General features: G+C 71.3%; 15 protein-coding genes. 11 read left to right on the top strand and 4 right to left on the bottom strand.

What is annotated here, in order from left to right; translation table 11 throughout:
* The first annotated feature begins 123 nt into the window (after positions 1 to 123).
* The 7 genes from H577_RS0104325 (at position 124) to H577_RS0104295 (ending at position 8,191) form a co-directional block, all read left to right on the top strand.
* Positions 124 to 885, top strand: a complete 762-nt coding sequence (locus H577_RS0104325) for an SDR family NAD(P)-dependent oxidoreductase (protein WP_029144919.1) — start codon at positions 124 to 126, stop codon at positions 883 to 885.
* Entirely contained in the window at positions 882 to 1,646 is a 765-nt protein-coding gene (locus H577_RS0104320; RefSeq protein WP_029144918.1) for an enoyl-CoA hydratase/isomerase family protein, read from the top strand. The genes H577_RS0104325 and H577_RS0104320 overlap by 4 nt, the downstream gene beginning before the upstream one ends.
* A gap of 52 nt (positions 1,647 to 1,698) precedes the next feature.
* Complete coding sequence (locus H577_RS0104315) at positions 1,699 to 2,538, top strand: SDR family oxidoreductase (protein ID WP_029144917.1); 840 nt, start codon at positions 1,699 to 1,701, stop codon at positions 2,536 to 2,538.
* Between the two features lie 90 nt (positions 2,539 to 2,628).
* The gene (rlmN, locus tag H577_RS0104310) at positions 2,629 to 3,861 is read left to right on the top strand and encodes a dual-specificity RNA methyltransferase RlmN (RefSeq protein ID WP_029144916.1); all 1,233 of its coding nucleotides are present in this window, start codon (positions 2,629 to 2,631) and stop codon (positions 3,859 to 3,861) included.
* A 20-nt stretch (positions 3,862 to 3,881) separates the two neighbouring features.
* Positions 3,882 to 4,364, top strand: coding sequence for an NUDIX hydrolase (locus tag H577_RS0104305; RefSeq protein WP_036283681.1), 483 nt, complete (start codon positions 3,882 to 3,884; stop codon positions 4,362 to 4,364).
* 69 nt (positions 4,365 to 4,433) lie between these two features.
* Positions 4,434 to 6,161, top strand: coding sequence for an ABC transporter ATP-binding protein (locus H577_RS0104300; RefSeq protein WP_029144914.1), 1,728 nt, complete (start codon positions 4,434 to 4,436; stop codon positions 6,159 to 6,161).
* The gene (locus H577_RS0104295) at positions 6,158 to 8,191 is read left to right on the top strand and encodes an ABC transporter ATP-binding protein (protein WP_029144913.1); all 2,034 of its coding nucleotides are present in this window, start codon (positions 6,158 to 6,160) and stop codon (positions 8,189 to 8,191) included. Before H577_RS0104300 ends, H577_RS0104295 begins: the two co-directional genes overlap by 4 nt.
* A gap of 5 nt (positions 8,192 to 8,196) precedes the next feature.
* On the opposite strand, the gene H577_RS18165 is transcribed toward H577_RS0104295, so the two are convergent.
* On the bottom strand, positions 8,197 to 9,723 hold the full coding sequence (locus H577_RS18165) for a LuxR C-terminal-related transcriptional regulator (protein ID WP_029144912.1): 1,527 nt from the start codon (positions 9,721 to 9,723) through the stop codon (positions 8,197 to 8,199).
* Between the two features lie 386 nt (positions 9,724 to 10,109).
* On the opposite strand from H577_RS18165, the gene H577_RS0104285 reads away from it, so the two are divergent.
* On the top strand, positions 10,110 to 15,044 hold the full coding sequence (locus tag H577_RS0104285; RefSeq protein WP_029144911.1) for a DUF5979 domain-containing protein: 4,935 nt from the start codon (positions 10,110 to 10,112) through the stop codon (positions 15,042 to 15,044).
* Positions 15,045 to 15,078: 34 nt separating this feature from the next.
* Here H577_RS0104285 and H577_RS0104280 read toward each other — a convergent pair whose 3' ends face one another.
* From H577_RS0104280 to H577_RS0104270, 3 genes are read right to left on the bottom strand one after another with little or no spacing between them, the layout of a single operon-like run.
* Positions 15,079 to 15,543, bottom strand: a complete 465-nt coding sequence (locus H577_RS0104280; RefSeq protein ID WP_029144910.1) for a GbsR/MarR family transcriptional regulator — start codon at positions 15,541 to 15,543, stop codon at positions 15,079 to 15,081.
* 9 nt (positions 15,544 to 15,552) lie between these two features.
* Positions 15,553 to 17,172, bottom strand: a complete 1,620-nt coding sequence (locus tag H577_RS0104275; protein ID WP_029144909.1) for an ABC transporter permease — start codon at positions 17,170 to 17,172, stop codon at positions 15,553 to 15,555.
* Positions 17,169 to 18,158 (bottom strand): ABC transporter ATP-binding protein, encoded by a 990-nt coding sequence (locus tag H577_RS0104270; protein WP_029144908.1) that lies wholly within the window; start codon positions 18,156 to 18,158, stop codon positions 17,169 to 17,171. Before H577_RS0104270 ends, H577_RS0104275 begins: the two co-directional genes overlap by 4 nt.
* 224 nt (positions 18,159 to 18,382) lie before the next feature.
* On the opposite strand from H577_RS0104270, the gene H577_RS0104265 reads away from it, so the two are divergent.
* From H577_RS0104265 to H577_RS0104255, 3 genes are all read left to right on the top strand, one after another.
* Entirely contained in the window at positions 18,383 to 19,828 is a 1,446-nt protein-coding gene (locus tag H577_RS0104265; protein WP_084515806.1) for a dicarboxylate/amino acid:cation symporter, read from the top strand.
* A gap of 265 nt (positions 19,829 to 20,093) precedes the next feature.
* Positions 20,094 to 20,750, top strand: a complete 657-nt coding sequence (locus H577_RS0104260; RefSeq protein ID WP_029144906.1) for a GntR family transcriptional regulator — start codon at positions 20,094 to 20,096, stop codon at positions 20,748 to 20,750.
* Positions 20,747 to 22,273, top strand: a complete 1,527-nt coding sequence (locus H577_RS0104255) for an MmgE/PrpD family protein (RefSeq protein ID WP_029144905.1) — start codon at positions 20,747 to 20,749, stop codon at positions 22,271 to 22,273. The genes H577_RS0104260 and H577_RS0104255 overlap by 4 nt, the downstream gene beginning before the upstream one ends.
* The last annotated feature ends 35 nt before the right edge of the window (positions 22,274 to 22,308 follow it).

Raw genomic sequence — 22,308 nt, 5'->3', positions numbered from 1 at the left:
ACCCGCTCGGCCCGCACGGGCGCGGTCGGTCCCGGCTAGGCTGGGCTCAGCCACGGCGGTCGTGACACTGAGTACCGCATAAGCTGAAACGGAATGTCGAACCGCTCGTTCGAAGGAGAACAGATGGAGATCAGCGGAGCATCCGCCCTCGTCACCGGCGGGGCCAGCGGCCTCGGTCTTGCCACCGCCCGCCGCCTTGCCGAGAAAGGCGCGGCCGTCACGATCGTCGACCTGCCGACCTCGGCCGGCGCCGAGATCGCGGCCGAACTCGGCGGCACGTTCGCCGCCGCCGATGTCACCGATCCCGACCAGGTCGCCGCCGCCGTCGAGGTCGCCTCGGCCGCTGCGCCGCTGCGCGTCGTGGTCAACTGCGCCGGCATCGCCCCGCCCGCCAAGGTGCTCGACCGCGAGGGCAACCCGACCCCGCTGGCCCAATTCGCGAAGATCATCCAGGTCAACCTCATCGGCACCTACAACGTCACCTCCCAGGCCGCGGCATCCATCGCCCGCACCGAACCGACCGAATCGGGCGACCGCGGCGTCATCGTCAGCACCGCCTCGGTCGCCGCGTTCGAGGGGCAGATCGGCCAGCCCGCGTACTCGGCCAGCAAGGGCGGCGTGCACGCGATGACCCTGCCGATCGCCCGCGAGCTCGCGCGCTACGGCATCCGGGTGTGCACGATCGCCCCGGGCATCATGGAGACCCCGATGCTCGCGGGGCTCCCCGAGGCCGCGCAGGCCTCGCTCGGTGAGCAGGTGCCCTACCCGGCCCGGCTCGGCACGCCCGACGAGTACGCCCGCCTGGTGCTCTCGATCGTCGACAACGGCTACCTCAACGGCGAGACCATCCGCCTCGACGGCGCGATCCGGATGGCGCCACGGTGAGCGACCCGATCCTGCTGCACGTCGAGGACGGCCTCGCGCGCATCACGCTGAACCGGCCCGACCGGCTCAACGCGTTCAACGCCGAGTCGGCGCGGCTGTGGGCCGAGCTCACCCGCGCGGCGACGAGCCGCGACGACGTCGGGGCGATCCTGGTGGACGCCGCCGGCCGCGCGTTCTGTGCCGGCGGAGACGTGCGCGACATGGCCGAGCAGATGGGGTCGGGCGCCGAGATCACCGCGCTCGCCGAGGTGATCAACAGCGGCATCCGCGCGCTGACCGAGTCGGCGATCCCTGTGGTCGCCGCCGCGCACGGCACGACCGCCGGCGGCGGACTGGGCATCCTGCTGGCCAGTGACTACGCGGTGGTGGGTGAGGACTCGCAGCTCGGCAGCCTGTACGCGAACATCGGGCTCACCCCCGACCTGTCGGTGTCGGCGCAGCTGGCCCGCGCGGTCGGCGAACGCCGCGCACTGCAACTGGTGCTGCAGGACCGGATGCTGTCGGCACAGGAAGCGCTCGAGTGGGGCCTGGTCGCCGAGATCACCGCCCCCGACGCCGTCGCACTGCGGGCCGAAGAGGTCGCGCGGTTCTGGCTCGCCGGCGCCCACGGCGCCTACGGCCACGCCAAGCGCCTGATCCGCTCGCAACCGCACCGTACGTTCGCCGAACAGCTGGCCGAAGAGGCCCGTTCCATCGGCGCCGCCTTCGACACCCCCGAAGCCCAGGCGCGCATCGCCGCGTTCACCCAGCGGTCGCGCTGAGCGCCGCATCCACCCCCGGAATCCCCCCCCGGAATCCCACCTCGGAGACGACATGACCGACACGCCCCTGGCCGGCAAGACGATCCTGCTCTCGGGCGGCAGCCGCGGCATCGGGCTGGCCATCGCGCTGCGCGCCGCCCGCGACGGCGCCAACATCGCGCTGCTCGCCAAGACCGACACCCCGCATCCGAAGCTCGAGGGCACCGTGCACACCGCGGCGCAGGCGATCCGGGATGCCGGAGGCCGGGCCCTGCCGATCGTCGGAGACGTGCGCAGCGACGACGACATCGCCGAGGCGGTGCTGACCACGCGCGGCGAGTTCGGCGGCATCGACATCGTCATCAACAACGCGAGCGTGATCGACCTGTCGGGCTCGCTCGAGCTGAGCGCCAAGAAGTACGACCTCATGCAGGACGTGAACGTGCGCGGCACGTTCATGCTCTCGCGTGCGGCGATCCCGGTGCTGCGCGACGCCGAGAACCCGCACATCCTGTCGCTGTCGCCGCCGCTGAACATCACGCCGCGCTGGCTCGGCGCGCACACCGGGTACACGCTCGCGAAGTACGGCATGACCATGGCGACCCTCGGTCTGGCCGCCGAGTTCGCATCCGACGGCATCGCCGCCAACACGCTGTGGCCGCGCACCACGATCGCGACCGCGGCCGTGCAGTTCGCGCTCGGCGGCGACCGGATGATGAAGGTCAGCCGCACTCCCGAGATCTACGCCGACGCCGCCTATGAGGTGATCACGAAGCCCGCCCGCGAACGCACGGGCCAGACGCTGATCGTCGAGGACGTGCTCGCCGAGGCCGGGGTGACCGACCTCTCGGGGTACGCCGCGGTGCCGGGCACGCCCGACGCCGAGTTGTTCCCCGACATCTTCCTCGACTGAGCCTTCTCGATTGGGCTTCCTCGATTGGGCTTGCTCGATTGGGCGCGCGCGACTCGGCGTCTGCGCAGGCGGCTGGCCTACCCTGAGGGGATGACCTCCGAGACCACGCGCGCGCCGCAGGTGCGGCCGCGCACCGAGGGGTGGACGCAGCGCAAGGATGCCGCGGGCCGCCCGCTGCTGCAGTTCGCCAGCCCCCGGCGGGGCAAGCCGCCGGCGCACCTGGCCGACCTGACCCCCGAGCAGCGGGTCGAGAAGGTCACCGAACTCGGGCTGCCGGCCTTCCGGGCGGCCCAGCTCGAGAAGCACTTCTTCGTGCACTGCACGCACGACCCGGCCGAGATGACCGACCTGCCCGCCGCCGGACGCGACGAGCTCGTGCACACCCTGCTGCCGCCGCTGTTGACCGAGGTGCGGCGACTTGAGACCGACCGCGGTGACACCGTCAAGTTCCTCTGGAAACTGCACGACGGGGCACTGGTCGAGTCGGTGCTCATGCGCTACCCCGGCCGGATCACGCTGTGCGTGTCGAGCCAGGCCGGCTGCGGCATGAACTGCCCGTTCTGCGCCACCGGGCAGGCGGGCCTGACCCGCAACATGTCGGCGGCCGAGATCGTCGCGCAGGTGGTGCGCGCCAACCGGGTCATCGCCGACGGGCAGCTGGGCGACCCCCGCAAGGTCGGCCACGCCGGCGAACGGGTCTCGAACATCGTGTTCATGGGCATGGGTGAACCGCTGGCCAACTACGCCCGTGTCATGCAGGCGGTGCGCGTGATGACCGACAAGAAGCACGGCATGGGCATGAGCGCGCGCGGCATCACGGTCTCCACGGTGGGATTGGTGCCCGCGATCCGCAAGCTGTCGGACGAGGGCATCCCGGTCACGTTCGCGCTGTCGCTGCACGCCCCCGACGACGAACTGCGCGACGAGATGATCCCGGTCAACTCGCGGTGGAAGGTCGACGAGGCGCTGGATGCCGCCCGCGAATACTTCGAGAAGACCGGACGCCGCGTCTCGATCGAGTACGCGCTCATCAAGGACATGAATGACCACGGCTGGCGCGCCGACCTGCTCGCCGACAAGCTCAACGCCCGCGGCCGCGGCTGGGTGCACGTCAACCCCATCCCGCTGAACCCGACCCCCGGCTCGGTGTGGACCGCGTCCGAGAAGCCGGTGCAGGAGGAGTTCGTGCGACGGCTCGAAGCCCACGGCATCCCCACCACCATCCGCGACACCCGCGGCAAGGACATCGACGGCGCGTGCGGGCAGCTCGTGGCCACCGAGTCCGACCAACAGGCCGCGGCCGCCACCCCCGTCGAGGCCTGACCGGGCGGGGACGGGTGAGCATGGTCCACAGCGCCGGGCTGCTGCTGTACCGCCGCCACGGCTCGGCCGTCGAGGTGCTGATCGCGCACATGGGCGGCCCGTTCTGGGCGCGCAAGGACGAGGGCGCGTGGTCGATCCCGAAGGGCGAGTTCGACCCCGACATCGAGACGGCGCGGGATGCCGCGGCCCGGGAGTTCCGGGAGGAGCTCGGCATCGATCCGCCCGCGGCCGAGCCGGTGGAACTGGGCACCTGGGCGTACTCGTCGGGCAAGCGGGTGACGGTGTTCGCCGTGGACGGCGCCGGGTTCGAGGCATCCGGATTCTGCTTCGGCACGTTCGAGATGGAATGGCCGCCGCGCTCGGGCCGCATCGCGACCTTTCCCGAGGTGGACCGTGCCGAATGGGTGGGGCTGGATGCCGCGGCCCGGCTGCTGGTGAAAGGGCAGCGTCCCGCGCTGGCCGCCCTCGAGAGGCTGCTCGGGATCGGTCCGCGGATCGGGTAGCAGAATGTCGCCGGGTCGTGGCACTCTAGGACGTCCGCGCATTCGCGCGATCCCCTCTTGGAGTCCGCCGTGCTCGCCAGAATCCTGTACCGCTATCTGAAAACCTACCGCTGGCTGCTGCTGGGCGTGCTGGTGTTCCAGTTCGCCTCGGCGATGGCCCAGCTGTACCTGCCGCGGCTGAACGCCGACATCATCGACCACGGCGTCGCCACCGGCGACACCGGCTACATCTGGTCGCACGGCGCGTTCATGCTGCTGATCTCGCTCGGCCAGATCGTGGCATCCGTCGTGGCCACCTTCTTCGCCGCCCGCGCCGCCATGGCGGCCGGCCGAGACATCCGCCGCGACGTCTACGACCGGGTCAGCTCGTTCTCGGAGCGCGAGCTGTCGACGTTCGGCGCCGGGTCCCTGATCACCCGCAACACGAACGACGTGCAGCAGGTGCAGATGCTCGCGATGATGGCCTCGACCATGCTCGTGACCGCCCCGCTGCTGGCGATCGGCGGCGTCATCATGGCGCTGCAGCAGGACGTCGGGCTGAGCTGGCTGATCGCCGTGTCGGTGCCGCTGCTGCTGCTGATCGCCGCGCTCGTGATCAGCCGCATGGTGCCGCTGTTCCGTTCGTACCAGGTCAAGCTCGACGCGGTGAATCGCATCATGCGCGAGCAGCTGACCGGCGTGCGCGTGGTGCGTGCGTTCGTGCGCGAGCGCATCGAAGAAGACCGCTTCCGTGGGGCCAACACCGGCATCTTCGTGGTCGGGCGCAGGGTCGGGTCGCTGTTCGTGCTGCTGTTCCCACTCGCCATGCTCGTGCTGAACCTCACCGTCGTCGGCGTGATCTGGTTCGGCGGGCTCGCCGTCAACACCGGTGACGTGCAGATCGGCACGCTGTTCGCGTTCATGCAGTACGTCGGCCAGATCCTCATGGGCGTGCTCATGGCGAGCTTCATGACGATCATGATCCCGCGTGCGGCGGTGTCGGCCGAGCGCATCGGCGAGGTGCTCGACACCGACACCTCGCTCGCCCGTCCCGCCCACCCGGCGCGGGAGTTCCCCACGCCCGGCACCGTCGAGTTCGACCACGTCACCTTCGCGTACCCGGGCGCCGACGAGCCGGTGCTGACCGATGTCAGCTTCCGTGCCGAGCCGGGCGAGACCGTCGCGATCGTCGGGTCGACCGGGTCGGGCAAGACCACGCTGGTCTCGCTCATCCCGCGCCTGTTCGACGTCACCGGCGGCGCGGTGCGCGTCGCCGGCGTCGACGTGCGCGAGGCCGACCTCGACGCCATGTGGCAGGGCATCGGCCTGGTGCCGCAGCGGCCGTTCCTGTTCACCGGCACCATCGCCTCGAACCTGCGGTTCGGGCGTGAAGACGCCACCGACGCCGAACTGTGGGACGCGCTCGAGATCGCCCAGGCACGCGATTTCGTCGCCGAGAAGGAGGGCGGCCTGGCCTCGCGCATCGCCCAGGGCGGCACCAACGTGTCGGGCGGGCAGCGGCAGCGGCTCGCCATCGCCCGCGCCATCGTGCACCAGCCCGACATCCTCGTCTTCGACGATTCGTTCTCGGCGCTCGACCTGTCCACCGACGCCCGACTGCGGCAGGCGCTGTGGCGACGGATGCCACAGGTGACCAAGATCGTCGTGGCCCAGCGGGTGTCGACCATCACCGACGCCGACCGCATCGTGGTGCTCGACGACGGGCGGGTGGTCGGCATCGGCACCCACGACGAACTCATCGAGACGTGCCCCACCTACAAAGAGATCGTCGACTCGCAGCTGGCGGTGCAGGCATGAGCGCCCCCGACATGCAGACCGAAGAGGAACGCCTCGAACTCGAGCTCGCCGAACAGGCGCGGCTCTCGTCGGGCGACTGGGACAGCGTCGCCCCCGGCAAGGCCGCGAATTTCGGCACCAGCTTCGCCCGCATGATCGGGTTGCTGAAGCCCCACTGGGTCGGGTTCACCCTGGTCTCGATCGCCGGGGCGATCGGGGTGGTGCTGGCGGTGATCGCCCCCAAGGTGCTCGGCGAGGCCACGAACATCATCTTCGAAGGCTTCACCTCGCTGATGTTGAAGGCCGCGCACATCCCCGACGGCACCTCGCAGGCCCAGGTCGTGCAGATGCTGCGGCAGTCCGGGCAGACCGACATCGCCGACATGGTCGCCGCGATGAGCGAGTTCCGCGTCGGCGCCGGCATCGACTTCGACCGGCTGCGGCAGGTCATCGTCTGGGTGCTGGCCATCTACGTGGCATCCGCCCTGCTCAGCTGGGTGCAGGGATACGTCATCAACGTCATCATGGTGCGCACCATGTGGCGGCTGCGTGAGGACGTCGAGGCCAAGCTCAACCGGTTGCCGCTGTCGTACTTCGACAAGGTGCAGCGCGGCGAGCTGATCTCGCGGGTCACCAACGACATCGACAACATCACCCAGACCATGCAGCAGTCGCTGTCGGGGGCGCTCACCAGCGTGCTGACCGTGGTCGGCGTGCTCGTGATGATGTTCTCGATCTCGTGGCAGCTGGCCCTGGTCGCGCTGGTGTCGCTGCCGCTGATGGCGGTGATCTTCGGCGTCATCGGACCGCGCTCGCAGAAGGCGTTCGCCACGCAGTGGCGCAAGGTGGGGCGGCTGAACGCCCGCGTCGAGGAGTCGTTCTCGGGGCACGCGCTGGTGCAGGTGTTCGGCCGTGAGCAGGACTCGCGGCAGAAGTTCGCCGACGAGAACGAAGAGCTGTTCCAGGCGTCCTTCACCGCGCAGTTCCTGTCGGGCATCATCATGCCCGGCATGATGTTCATCGGCAGCCTGACCTACGTCGGCATCGCCGTGCTCGGCGGGCTCATGGTCGCGTCGGGCAACCTGCGCCTGGGTGACGTGCAGGCGTTCATCCAGTACTCGCAGCAGTTCACCCAGCCGCTGAGCGAACTGGGCGGCATGGCCGCGGTGGTCCAGTCCGGCACCGCGTCGGCTGAGCGCGTGTTCGACCTGCTCGACCAGGACGAGCAGGAGCCCGACGCCGACGACGCGCCCGCACTGCAGCCCGGGCGCGGCGTCATCGAGTTCGAGCACGTCAGGTTCTCGTACGATCCCGATCAGCCCCTCATCCACGACCTGTCGTTCCGGGTCGAGCCGGGTCAGACCGTCGCGATCGTCGGCCCGACCGGTGCCGGCAAGACGACGCTGGTGAACCTGTTGATGCGGTTCTACGAACTGGACGGCGGGCGGATCCTGCTCGACGGCCAGGACGTCGCCGAACTGACCCGCGACGACGTGCGCAGCCGCACCGGCATGGTGCTGCAGGATCCGTGGCTGTTCGCCGGCACGATCCGCGAGAACATCCGCTACGGCCGGCAGTCCGCCACCGACGACGAGATCGTCCAGGCGGCGACCGCCACCCGGGTGGACCGGTTCGTGCACTCGCTGCCCGACGGGTACGACACCGTGCTCGACGAGGACGCCTCGAACGTGTCGGCGGGCGAGAAGCAGCTGATCACGATCGCCCGGGCGTTCGTCGCCGATCCGTCGGTGTTGATCCTCGACGAGGCCACCAGTTCGGTCGACACCCGCACCGAGCTGCTGCTGCAGCACGCCATGGCGGCGCTGCGGCAGGGGCGCACCTCGTTCGTGATCGCGCACCGGCTCTCGACGATCCGCGACGCCGACCTCATCCTGGTGATGGAGCACGGCGACATCGTCGAGAAGGGCACGCACGACGAGCTGATCTCCGCCCGCGGCGCATACTGGCGCCTCTACCGGGCGCAGTTCGAGCAGGCCGCGACCGACCCCGACGCCGACGATGCCCTCGTGGGCGGTGACGCCCCGGCCTGAACCGGTCAGACCAGCCCGCGCCGCCGGCCCTCGCGCAGGGCGTCGGTGCGGGTGGTCGCACCGAGCTTGCGGTACAGCGACCGCTGGTGCGTCTTCACGGTGTTGACCGTGATGAACAGCTCCTGGGCGATCTCGGTGCGTGACAGGCCACGCGCCAGCAGCGTGAGCAGCTCGAGTTCACGCGCGGTCAGGGCACGCTGGCGCAGCGTCGCCTGGTCGGCCGGCACGGTGGCATCCGTCGGCCACCCGGGCACCCGCTGTGCGGCGCGCGCGGCGAAGGTGGGAGCGAATCGGCCGAGCATCGCGAGCGTGAGCGGGTCGAGGTGCGGCGCGATGTCGGCGAGCACCGACTCGGCGTCGTCGTGCTCGTCGGAGACCGCATGGGCCACCGCCAGCACCATGCGGCGGAAGGTGTCGGCCCGCGTCAGCCCGCGCGTCTGTTCGGAGGCGCCGTGCAGCAGCCGCATGGCCTGCGGCGGCGCCCCGCGCACCAGGGCGATCCCGGCGGCGATCACCGCGGTCTGCCACACCGTGTCGTCGGCCTGCTCGAGCTCGGCGGCGACCTCGCCGCCGACGCCGGCCAGGATGCCGTGCACGACCAGACCCTGCGCGAGCACGCTCCCCATCAGGCCGGTGCCCTCGGTTCCGGCAAGCCGGATGGCGCGGAGCTGCGCCAGACGCTCGCGCAACTCGGGCAGGCGCCCCGTGCGCATGCCGAGGTAGTACGTCGCCAGCGCGTGATACGGCCACAGTTCGTGCATGTGCGCGATCGGGATCTGCAGCAGGTCGGCGAACGCGGCCTCGGGATGCTCGTCGGCACGGGTCGCGATCTCGGCCAGCGCCTCATCGGTGTCCAGCGCCGCCTCGGCCCAGCTGTCGGTGCGCGGCACCTGACGTGCCAGGTGCAGATGCCGTCGCGCGCGGTCGGGGTCGCCGTCGAGCGCTTCGATGATCGCGATCCGCAGATGTGCTTCGCGGCGGAAGAACGCCAGCGTGGGCGGCACCGGGAACACGAGCGCCTTCTCGAACAGCACCCGCGCCCGCCGTTCACGGCCGGCCAGCATCGCCGACAGCGCCGCCTGCAGGACCACGCTCGCCCGCTCGCCGCGGCCGGGATCGATGACGGCCGTGACCGGGTCGCGCACCAGCGGCAGCTCGCAGAGGATCTCGGTGGCCTGCACCGGGTCGCCGGCAAGGCGCAGCTGCACGGCGTGCAGCACCTGCCAGGCCGTGCGCGTGCGTTCGTCGGCGCCGTCGGCAGGCCGGCGGCCTGAGGTCGCCCGCCGCCGCGGCACGCCCGAGACCGACGCCCGCATCAGCAGCGTGCCCACGCCGGCCGGGCGCAGCAGCCGTGGCGGGGTGGTGTCGATGATCAACTGCAGTTCGGACGGCGGCATCCGAAACCACAGCTCGATGGGGCAGCGGGTAAGAAGGGCCGCGACCTGATGGACGTCACGCTCGGCGGCGGCGCGGCGCACCAGGACGACCGGGTCGATCTCGTCGGGAGCCTCATCCGACCCGGTCTTCTGCACGCCCTCACCTCCCGAACGGGTGCACCGACGGCGGGGCGGATGCGGGGCGGATGCGGTGACGGGCGCCACGGCCGTCCCCCGCGAGGTCCCGGCGTCATCCCGCTTCGAGACTATCCGCATCGCGCCTGAAACCGGCCGTGAGAAAAGACCGACCGGGGGTGAGTGACCCGGGTGATTTCTCGGGATCGACCGGGCGGACCCGGCCACACCCTGGTGGGATCGTCTGGAGTGCGCCGGCCGGGGGAGGGTCGGGGCACGGTGTCGTCGGCCTGCGCGCGGGGAGAGCGCCCCGGGTCCGGCGCGACCATCATGCACGGATGCCGGCAGCGCACAGGCGCGACGGGCACTCAGCAACGAACACACGGCAGCGGACGGAATGGAGCGCGATGAGTCGGGCAAGCGGGAGCGGTGCGGTCGACGAGCACACGCAGCGGGTGCGTGGCGGGCGGTTCGGCGCCCGGGTCGGCACGAGGCTGGCCGCGGTGCTGGGCACCGTCGGCGTGGTGCTCGCCTCGGTGATCGCCGTACCGGCCATGGCGCAGGCGGCCGGGCCGAACGACAAGATCACGGTCGGCGAGATCACGATCAGCCCCGCCGACGCCCAGGCGAAAGTCGGTGACACGCTCACCATCAGCGGTGCCTGGGATGCCTCGCACGCACAGCCGCAGGCCGGTGACACGTTCACGATCGGCCTGCCACCCGAGCTCGGCTTCACCGCGAACGTGCCGTTCGAGCTGCGCGGCGAGAACAGCGACGGTGTCGTGACCACCTGGGCGAACTGCCTGACCGCCAAGGACGACGGCCTGCTGACCTGCACCCTGACCGCCGCCGTCAAGGACTACCCCGAGTGGGTCAAGGGGACGTTCGAGTTCGACGTGAACGCCGTCCGGGCCACCGAAGAAAAGGATGTGGTCTTCTCGCTCAACGGCGCGAAGGTCGCCGTACCGCTGCCGGGCGGGGGAGGCATCGACGACGGCATCACCCCGCCGACCGACTGGACCAAGACCGGCGTCATGAACGCGAACCAGTGGTCGATGGGATGGACGATCGACCTGCCCGGCGGACGGCTGCGCGGCCACGACACCGTGCACGTCGCCGACACGCTCAGCGACGACCACGTGCTGTGCGAGCCGTCGGGGCTGAAGCTGACAGCGGTGTACGGTGACGCCGGCCAGGACATCACCTCGCTGGCCGATCTCACCGCCACCGGCGACCACGCCTTCACCATCGAGCTGAGCGCCCCCGACGGCGGGTGGGACGCGAAGACGACCTACCGCATCACCTACAACACGTGCACGCCCGACGGACAGATCGACCCGAAGGGCACCGAGTACACGAACGAGGCGACCGTCGATGTCTGGGGCGAGAGCTCCGGGGTGATCGGCGTCACCCAGGATCGGGACTACTTCACCGCCAACGTGAGCAAGTCCGGCAGCGTGCTCGGCGGCGCCGAGCGCAACGGCACCATCGCCTGGACGATCGCCGTCGACGGCGACCGTGTCGCCGGACACTCGTCGGTCACCCTCACCGAGGCCCTCGGCGGCGACCAGGAACTCTGTGCCAGCACCGTCGAGAACCTGCAGGTGGTCGAGAGGTACGGCCCGAGCGGGCAGCGGCAGAAGAACGTCACCGACCAGCTCGAGGTCACCCCCGGTGCATCGACCGACACGACCTTCACCGCGACCATCGCGCCCAAGGCCGGTTCGTCGTTCACGTTCCAGGCCTCGCCGTACGTCTACCTCGTGCAGTACCGCACCTGTGTGACCACCGACGGGCTGCCTGTCGGCGGCCAGAAGTTCGGGAACACCGCGAGCATCGACGGCACCCAGGTCACCGGCACCGCCACCACCCCCGGGCGCGCCGACCACAAGACCGGGCAGCTGAACGGCGGCACGGTGCGGCTGGACGGCGTCGACCACCTGCCGCAGACCACGCTCGGCTGGACGATCACCGTGCCCGGTGAGCGGCTCACGGACCTGGGCGGCGCGCTGACCGTGACCGACGTGCTGAGTCCCACACAGATCGTCTGCGCGGGGACGGGCGGCGACCTGGTCGCCCGCCTGGGCCTGACCGTCCGCGCGGTCGACCAGATCAGCGGTGGGGGACTGAAGACCCAGGACCTGACCGGCACCGTGACGGCCACACAGGACGGTGCCACCCTCACCGTCAGCATCCCGCAGCCCACACTGCCCACCCCGGGCGGCGACACCGCCACCGGGTTCAGCCGCGAGTACCAGTACGTCATCGGGTACACCACCTGCACGGCCAGCGGCGGGATGGACGCTGTCGGCACGATCTACGACAACGAAGCCGTCGTCGCCGGCAAGGAATACAGCTCGCGGGTCGAGCAGAACAACCGCGGCAGCGGCACCGGCCAGGGCAGCACCCGCGGCTCGGTGGCCGTGGTCAAGCACCTCGCCGACACCCCCGGTGCGGCGCTCGTGCCGGCCGACACCGCGTTCACCGTGCACGCGAAAGAGATCGACCCCACCGGCGCCGTGCAGAACGAGTACGACCTGACCGTGCCGCTGGACGGCGACCCGGTCAGCGGACCGAACCCGCGCGGCACCGGCTGGACGATCCAGCTGTCCGAGCCGACGATGCCGAAGGTTGCGGGCGTGGTCTTCGGTGATCCGGTGTTCACGGCATCCGACGGCGTCGTCGTCGGCGACGGCGGCACGACCGCGACGGCGACCATCACACCCGCCACGAACATCGCGGTGACGCTCACGAACACCGCGCAGCTCGGCTCGTTGCGGGTCGTCAAGGCCGTCGACGGTCCCGCGGCGGACCGCGTGCCGGACGGGACGCGGTTCCCGGTGACGGCGCACATCGACACGAGTGGTCTGTCGGGTGTGCCGGCACCGCAGGACCGCTCGTTCACGATCACCGCCGGTGTCCCGGTCGTCCTCGACGACCTGCCGGTGGGCGCGGTGGTGACCCTGACCGAGGGCACGGCGCCGTCGGTGGACGGTGTCACCTGGGGCGGTGTCGCGATCACCGGTGACGGGGTGGCGGATGCCGGTGACGGCAGCGCCACCGTCACGGTGACCGGCGCGCAGACCGACGTCGCATTGACGACGGTGACCAACACCGCGCAGTGGACCCCGGCGACGTTCTCGCTGCACAAGGCCGTGACCGGCCCCGGGGCGGACCTCGTGCCCGGCGACACGCGCTTCACGGTGCACGTCGCCGAGGTCGACCCGGACGGCGCGACGAAGGCCGAGTACGACCTGACCGTGGGTGTGGGCGACAACGAGCCGGTCACGGCACGGGTCGCCTCGGGCCCCGGCTGGACCGTGCGCCTGTCCGAGCCGACCTTCCCCGAGGTCGCCGGCACCACGTTCGGCGCGCCGGTGTTCACCGCCGGTGACGATGTCACGGTCGACGAGGACGGCACCGTCGCCACCGCCGCGCTGGTGCCCGGGGCGAACACGGCCGTGTCGCTGACGAACACAGCACTGCTCGGCGCGATCACGGTGACCAAGAAGGTCGACGGCCCCGCCGCCGACCGGGTCGACCCGCAGCGGCCCTACCAGGTGACCGCCACCGTCGACGTCAGCGGCATCGACGGTGACGTGCCGGCGCAGCCGGACCGCACGTTCACGGTCACCACCGGCCAGCCCCACACGCTCGAGGACCTTCCGATCGGTGCGACGGTGACGTTCGCCGAGACGCTGCCGATCGACGACGACGTGCTCACCTGGGCGCCGGCGACCTTCTCGCCCGAGTCCGTCACGGTGACCGCCGACGCGGCCCGCACCCCGGCGGCGGTGAGCGTCACCAACCACGTCACCCGCACCGTCGGCACGTTCGCGCTGTCGAAGACCGTCGCCGGGGCCGAGGCATCCAACCCCGCCGTACCCGACGAGGTCACCGTGACCGCGACGTGGAACCAGGAGGGCGCCGAAGGCCACACGACCCTCACCCTGCCCACCGACGGCACCCCGGTGCCGCTGGGCGAGCAGCTGCTGATCGGCACGAAGGTCACCCTCACCGAGGCGGCCCCGGCCGACGGGGCGGGGATCGCCTGGGGCGCCCCGGTCTGGTCGGGTCCGGGCGTGACCGTCGACGGCACGTCCGCGGTGGTGACCGTGGGCCGGGATGCGGCAGCCACGGTCACGGTGGAAAACCACGCCGCCACCTCCACAGCCGGGATCAGCGTGCTCAAGGGCATCGCCGGCGCCGCCGCCGACGAGGTGGACCCGGCGACGACGTTCCCCGTGACCGCGGCATGGACCGACGCCGACGGGGCCCACCACACGCGCGAACTGCAGGTCTCGGCGACCGAGCCGACCCCGCTGGGCGTGGCGCTGCCGCACGGAACGGTCGTGACCCTCACCGAGCACGACCGGCCGCAGATCGACACGGTGCGATGGGGATCGACCGTGTTCGCCGGTGCGGATGTGACCGATGCCGGCGACGGCAGCGCCACGGTGGTCGTCGCCGACCGGCAGGATGCCACCACCCTGGTGACCCTCACCAACGAGGCCGACTGGGCCCCCGGCAGCCTGTCGGTCGCCAAGACCGTCACCGGCGTCGCCGCCGACCACGCCGGCGTGCCCGGCACGGTCACCGTCACGGCCGCCTGGACCGACGCCGACGGCGCCGCACGCTCGGCCGAGCTGACCGTGCCCACCGACGGCACCGCCGTGCCACTGGGGCGTGACCTGCCGTACGGCACCGAGGTCACCCTGAGCGAGGCGATGCCGGCCGATGCCGCCGACTTCACCTGGAACACGCCGGCGTGGGCGGGCGAGCGGGTCACCGCCGACACCGACGGATCGGCGCGGGTGGTGATCGGTGCCGCCGACGTCGCCGCGGTGACGGTCACCAACACCGTCACAGCGGTGCGCGGCACGCTCACCCTCGACAAGGTGCTCGCCGGCGCCGGCGCGTCCGCCGTGCCGAAGGACACCGCCTTCCCGGTGACACTGACGTGGACCGACCTTCAGGGTGCCGCCCAGCAGCGCGCGATCACCGTGACCGCAGGCTCGCCCACCGTGGTCGACGACCTGCCGGTGGCCACCCCGATCCAGGTGACCGAAGGCACCGTGACGCTGCCGAAGAACGTCGGCTGGACCGGTGTCGGCTTCACCGCCGGCGACGGCGTCACCGTCACCGCATCCGACCGTGACGCGGTCGTGACGATCGGGCAGGCCGGCCACGGCACCCTCGTGGTCACCAACACGTTCACGAAGGATCCGGGCCTGGCGATGACGGGCATGGACGGCATGCTCACCATCGGCATCGGGCTGGCCGCGGTGGTGCTGGTCGCCGGGGGAGTGCTCCTGCTGCTGCGCCGCCGCCGCACGGCCTGAGCACCGGGCCGACGTCGAGCGCGCCGCCGCCGGCTCACCGGCTGCCGGCGGCGCGCTCGACCTCCCATTCCTTCACGAGCTCCGGCATCCGCCGGGCCATGAACCGAAGGAAGTCCGACATCTCGCGGGCGTGTGCACCGGCATCCGGGTCGTCCTGGGCGGCACGGATCGCGTCGATCAACTCGGCCAGCCGCAGGTACGTGGGCGCGTTCGCCGTCATGACCCCGAACCACGAGTCCGAAACCACCTCGTAGCGTTCCCTCCGGTGGCCGGGCAGCGAGCGGCGGCGGATGAAGTGCAGCGTCTGCAGATACCGCACCGCGCCCGACACCGCCGCCGCGCTCACGCCGAGCCGCTCACGCAGATCGGCGGCCGTGTAGCCGCCGGTCGGGGCCGCCAGCAGCGCCATGAGCACGCGCGCGGGCATGCGCGGCATTCCGGCCGTGGCCATGGCCGCCGCCGCCTGCTCGGCGGCCTCGATCGCGCGGTGCTCGGTCACGCTTCGAATCTATCCGGCCGAGGCCAGTTGGCGCCGCCGCATTCCGGTGACGGATGCCACGGCCCCCACAGCGATCGCCAGCACCAGCCACCACAGCCCGCGCACGTCGACGTCGCCGTGCGAGACGACCGGCGCGACTCCGAACGGCGACACGTTCACCGTCCACTCCGGCATGCCCAGCAGCGGCCCGAACATGCCGAGCATCATCGCGACCAGCAGCAGCGCCCACGACAGGCCGATGGTCGCGCGCGGCAGCAGCACGAAGATCAGTCCGGTCAGCACCGTGAACACGGATGCCGCGACCCACTGCCCGAACCCGACCACGAGCACCGTTCGGTAGAGGTCGGCATCCCCGCCCGTGGCCGCGAGCCCGAGGCATCCGGTCGCGATCGCGGCGGCGGTGATGATCGCGGCCGCACAGGTCGCGACGATCAGGTAGTCGCCCAGCCACCGCACCCGCCCGACGGGGCTCGCCAGCACCGGCTCGGCGGTGCCGTGCGTCTCGTCCTGCCGGGCGCGCACGACCGTCTGCACCGCGGCGCACCCGGCGAGGATGCCGAGCATCGTGAAGAACACGGTGATGACGGCCTCATCGATCGAGCCGCCCTGCGCGATCTTCTCGATGATCTCGACGACGGCGGGGTTCTGGCCGCCGACCTGGTCGACGATGCCACTCAGGGTCGTGGCGAGGATGCCGGCGATGGCGCCGCCGACCGCCCAGCCCACGATCGAGCCGGAGGCCTCTCGCCACACCAGGGCGTGCGCCGACGACAGCGCCGGCCGGGCATGCGCGCGTCCGGCGCGTCCGGCGACGAAGCTTCCCCCCATGTCGCGCACCGACTGCAGCACGGTCGCGACCGCCGCCAGCACGACGCCGACCCCGGCCGCCAGCAGCACGGGCCACCACAGGTCCTGATCGTACGGGCGGGCCTGCTCGGCCCAGCCGAACGGCGAGAGCCACGCCGGCCAGGCGCTGTGCACACGGGTGAGGTCGTCGTTCGGCGTGCCGGCGGCGTTGCCGAACCCGCGCAGCAGGAACGTCGCCACCAGCACCCAGATCGTGAGCGCATTGGCGCCGCGCGAGGTGCGCATCAGCTGCGCGGCGACGAGCCCGATGCCGACGAACGCGACGCCGGTGGCACCGGCCGCCGCCCCGGCCAGCCACGACCCGCCGGCGGGCAACCCCGTGGCGGCCAGGGCGAGCGCGGTGACCACACCCAGCACGACGTTCGCGATCACGCCGTGCACGATCGTGGCGACCGTCGGCAGGGTGCGTGCGGCCGGGGTGGCGGCCAGCAGTTCACTGCGCCCCGCTTCTTCGTCGGCGCGGGTGTGCCGCACCGCGAGGAACGTGCTCATCAGCGCGGCGAGGATCGCCAGCCACGGCAGGATCTCGAACGCCAGGAACCCGCCCTCGCTCGCACCCGACGGCAGCCCCCGGAACATCAGGATGACGGGGTTGGCCAGGGCGGCCGCGAGGATGTTGTGTCGGTCGGCATCGGTGGCGTACGACTGGGTCACGCCGGCGTACCCGGCGTAGGCCATGAGCGCGGTGCCGAGCACCCACAGCAGCACCTGCAGCCAGTCCCGGCGGATGCGCTGGCGAAGCAGCGCGGCGAACCGGCTCATCGTGCGCTCCGTCGGGTGCGACGGGTCCGGTCGCCGGCGCGGTGCTCGGCGCCTTCGCCGGCGCCGTCCTCGGCCGAGGTGAGTGTCTGCAGGTCGTCGCCGTAGTGGCGCAGGAACAGTTCCTCGAGCGACGGCGGAGCCACCCGCAGTCCGGCGACGTCGCGCCGGGCGAGCTCGGGCAGCACAGCGGTCACCCGGTCGCTGTCGACGGTGAACCGCACCCGCCCGTTCTCGGCCGTCGCGTCGTGTGCGTCGACGATCCCGGCGGCGGCCGCGGCATCCGTCCCGTCGAACGACACCTCGACGCGGGTCAGGTGCCGCAGCTGGTCGAGCGTGCCGGATTCGACGATGCGGCCGGCACGGATGATCGAGACCCGGTCGCACAGCTGCTCGACCTCCGAGAGGATGTGGCTCGACAGCAGCACCGTCGCCCCGGCATCCCGCACCCGCGCCACCTCGCGGTGGAAGATCACCGACATCAGCGGGTCGAGGCCGCTGGTCGGCTCGTCGAAGATGTAGAGGTCGGCGGGCACCGCGAACGCGGCGATGAGGGCGACCTTCTGCCGGTTGCCCTTGGAGTAGCTGCGGCCCTTGACGCGTGGGTCGAATCCGAACGCCTCGGTCAGCCGCTCGCGCTGCGCCCGGTACTCGTCGTCGTGTCGGCGCGCGCCGCGCAGCCGGGCGAGCAGGTCGATCGCCTCGCCGCCCGAGAGGTTCGGCCAGACGCTCACGTCGCCGGGCACGTACGCGATGCGGCGGTGGATGGCGACGGCATCGGTCCACGGGTTCTGCCCGAAGACGGATGCCTCGCCCGCACTGGCGCGTGCGAGCCCGAGCAGGATGCGGATCGTGGTGGTCTTGCCGGCGCCGTTCGGGCCCAGAAAGCCGTGCACCTGTCCGGACTCGACCCTCAGGTCGAGTCCGTCCAGGGCGTGGGTGCGACCGTAGCGCTTATGCAGGTCGCGGGTGTCGATCACGGTGGTCATGACGGCCGAGTGTACGCCGATTTCACAAAAGTGTGAACACCGTGAATCTTCGCGTCGGTTCCCGGTCGACGGTCGCCGGTCCCCGGTCCCCGGCCCGCCCCCGTGATGACGTCATGTGTCGTCATCCTTCGTCACAGCCCGGCACCGCCGGCATCCGGTTCCCTAGCATCGGCTCATCCCGGTGGCATCCGCACGTCACCGGCGGCCCCGCAGAAACGAGAACCATGAGCACCCAGACATCGCCGCGCATTCAGCCGGCCACCCGCGGCCCGGTGGGCCGCGTCCTGAGCAACTTCGGATTCCAGATCCTCGTCGCACTGATCCTCGGCATCGTGCTGGGCCTGTGGGCCCGCGCGATCGGCCCCGACGCGGCCGGCAACGCGAACGGGTTGGCGGCGACCCTCGACGTGATCGGGTCGTCGTACGTGACGCTGCTGAAGGCCGCGGTGGTCCCGCTGGTGTTCGCCGCGATCGTGGCGAGCATCTCGAATCTGCGGCGGGTGCGCAACGCGGCCCGCCTGGCCGGTCAGACGCTGCTGTGGTTCGCGGTCACCGCGTTCATCGCGGTGTCGATCGGCATCGTGCTCGGCATCGTCATCCGGCCCGGCGAGCGTGCCGGTGCGGGCCTTGAGACCGGCGAGCCGCACACCGTCGGCACGTGGTGGAACTTCCTCATCGGGCTGATCCCGCAGAACGTGCTCGGGCTGCAGGTGTCGAGCTCGGTCGACGGCGACAGCGTGTCGTCGGCGGTGGGATTCAACATCCTGCAGGTCATCGTGGTCTCGGCCGCGATCGGCATCGCGGCGCTGAAGGCCGGGCGCAAGGCCGAGCCGTTCCTGGCCTTCGTGGAGTCGTTCCTCAAGGTGATCCAGCGCGTGCTGTGGTGGATCATCCGCATCGCCCCGATCGGCACCCTCGGGCTCATCGCCGGCGCCGTCGTGAAATACGGATGGGAGAAGCTGGCCGCGCTGGCCTGGTTCGCCGGCGCCGTGTACATCGGGCTGGCACTGGTGCTGTTCGTCGTCTATCCGGTGCTGGTGAAGGCGCACGGGCTGTCGATCCGGCAGTACTTCTCGGGGGTGTGGCCGGCCGTCGAGCTGGGCTTCGTCAGCCGCTCGTCGATCGGCACGCTGCCGGTGACCGAGCGGGTCGCCGAGCGCAACCTGGGCGTGCCGCGCGCCTACGCGTCGTTCGCGGTGCCGTTCGGTGCCACCACCAAGATGGACGGCTGCGCCGCGATCTACCCGGCGATCGCCGCGATCTTCGTCGCGCAGTTCTTCGGCATCACGCTCAGCCCGATCCAATACATCCTCATCGTCGTGGTCTCGGTGTTCGGCTCCGCCGCCACCGCCGGCACCACCGGTGCGACCGTGATGCTCACCCTGACGCTGTCGACGCTGGGCCTGCCGCTGGAGGGTGTCGGTCTGCTGCTGGCGATCGACCCCATCCTCGACATGGGCCGCACCGCGCTGAACGTCGCCGGGCAGGCGCTCGTGCCCACGATCGTCGCCAAGCGCGAAGGCATCCTCGACCTGGACCTGTACAACGCGCCGCGGCAGGGCCTGCCCTTCGCCGACGAGGCCGACGACGCCGACGAGGACGTGGCTCCCGGCGAGGATGGGGCCGGCTCGAGCGAGGTCGACGAGCAGCGCGAGCCCGCTGCCGTCTGACCCGACCGCGCAACCAGGGCGCGGCATCCTGCCCCACATCGGGACGGATGCCGCGCCCTTCGCGTGCCGACGCAGGATCGCCGGGCGGGCCATGTCTCAGAAGGTGCGGGATGCCGCGGTCCGAGCCCGTATGTTCTGGGACACGGCCGTGAGCCAGCCATCGTCGTGCCGCTGCGCTGAATGTATACGAAAGCACGTATGCAGCCGTGCGAGTGGACCCACGGCGGCTTTTGTGTATACACTGACGCCGAGGAGCGGAGGTGGCATGCGCGCGAGTGATCGGGCCTATCGCACCCTGCTGGATGAGATCCAGTCCGGCGTGCTGGCCCCCGGCACGGTGCTCGGCGAAGTCGAGCAGGCCGCCCGGCTGGGCGTGAGCCGCACGCCGCTGCGCGAGGCGATCGGGCGCCTGGCCGCCGACGGCCTCGTCGTGCAGCAGTCGCCGCGCGTCACGGTCGTCAGCGAGATCGACGCGGGCGACATCCGTGAGCTGTTCGAGGTGCGCCGCGCCCTGGAAGAGACCGCCGCGCGCCTGGCCGCGCAGCGGGCGGATGCCACCGCCTTCGCCGCGCTCGCCGAGCAGTTCGACCGCGTCGGCCGCGGTGGCGCGGTCGCACCATCCGTCTACGACGAGCTGTTCGCCCGCTTCGACGCGGCGATCGACGCCTCGGTCGCCAACGACTACCTGCTGGCCGCGCTGCGCACCATCCGCACCCACCTGGTGCGGGTGCGCCGGCTCGCGCGCGAGAACCCCGACCGCGTGCGCGACGCGGTGCTCGAGCACCGCACCATCTCCCGCGCGATCGCCGCCGGTGACGCGGAGCTTGCCGCGCACGCCACCCACCTGCATCTGCACAACGCCCTCGAGGGCATCCTCACCTCGCTCGAGGGCGCCCCCGCATCCACCGAAGGAGCAGCATGACCGTCACCCACCACGTCCGCGTGCACCGCAGCGAAGAGAACCTTCCGCGCGAAGACCAGCTCGCCTACAAGATCGCCGAGGTGGCCGCCGACCCGGTGCCCGTCGCCGACGAGGTCGTCGACATGATCATCAACCGGGTCATCGACAACGCCGCGGTGGCCGCGGCATCCCTCACCCGCGCCCCCGTCAGCGCCGCCCGTCAGCAGGCGCTCGACCACGCGGTGTCGGTGTCGGGCGACGGCGCGACGATCTTCGGCTGCGCCCTCGAGCGCCGCACCAGCCCGGAGTGGGCGGCGTGGGCCAACGGCGTCGCCGTGCGCGAACTCGACTACCACGACACGTTCCTCGCGGCGGAGTACTCGCACCCGGGCGACAACATCCCGCCGATCCTCGCGGTCGCCCAGCACGCCGGGTGCGACGGCGCCGCGCTGGTGCGCGGCATCGCCACCGGGTACGAGATCCAGATCGACCTGACCCGTTCGATCAGCCTGCACAAGCACAAGATCGATCACGTCGCCCACCTCGGTCCGTCGGCCGCGGCCGGCATCGGCACCCTGCTCTCGCTGCCTGTCGAAACCATCTACCAGGCGGTCGGCCAGGCGCTGCACACCACCACCGCCACCCGGCAGTCGCGCAAGGGCGAGATCTCGACCTGGAAGGCGCACGCCCCCGCGTTCGCCGGCAAGATGGCCGTCGAGGCCGTCGACCGGGCGATGCGCGGCGAGACCAGCCCGTCGCCCATCTACGAGGGCGAGGACGGGGTCATCGCATGGATGCTGGACGGCCCCGACGCGAGCTACGACGTGCCCCTGCCCGCGCCCGGCGAGGGCAAGCGCGCCATCCTCGACTCGTTCACCAAAGAGCACTCGGCCGAATACCAGGCGCAGGCCTGGATCGACCTGGCCCGCAAGCTGCACCACGAGCATCCCGAACTCGCCGACCCGGCCAACGTCGAGTCGATCGTGCTGCACACCAGCCACCACACCCACTACGTGATCGGCTCGGGCGCCAACGACCCGCAGAAGTACGACCCGCACGCCTCGCGCGAGACGCTCGACCACTCCATCCCGTACATCTTCACGGTCGCGCTGCAGGACGGCACCTGGCACCACGTCGACTCGTACGCGCCCGAGCGCGCGGCGCGCGAAGACACCGTGGCGCTGTGGCACAAGGTCACCACCGCCGAGGACGAGGAGTGGACCCGCCGGTACCACTCCGAGGACCCGAACGAGAAGGCGTTCGGCGGCCGCGTCGAGATCCGACTGACGAACGGCGAGACGATCGTCGACGAGATCGCCGTCGCCGACGCCCACCCGCTCGGCGCCCACCCGTTCGCCCGCGCGGACTACATCCGCAAGTTCCGCACGCTGGCCGAGCCGGTGCTGACCCCCGACGAGATCGAGCGGTTCCTCGCGCTCGCGCAGCGGCTGCCCGAGCTGACCGCCGACGAGGTGAAGCAGCTGTCGATCGTCGCCAAGCCCGGCGTGCTCGCCTCAGCGCCCGCGCCGAAGGGGCTGTTCTGATGCGGGCCGGCGTGCTGATGCCCTCACAGACTTCG

This window comes from Microbacterium luticocti DSM 19459 (assembly GCF_000422405.1).
Lineage (GTDB): Bacteria > Actinomycetota > Actinomycetes > Actinomycetales > Microbacteriaceae > Microbacterium > Microbacterium luticocti.
Note: the sequence above shows the minus strand (reverse complement) of the source record. Positions and strands in the feature narration are given on the sequence as shown.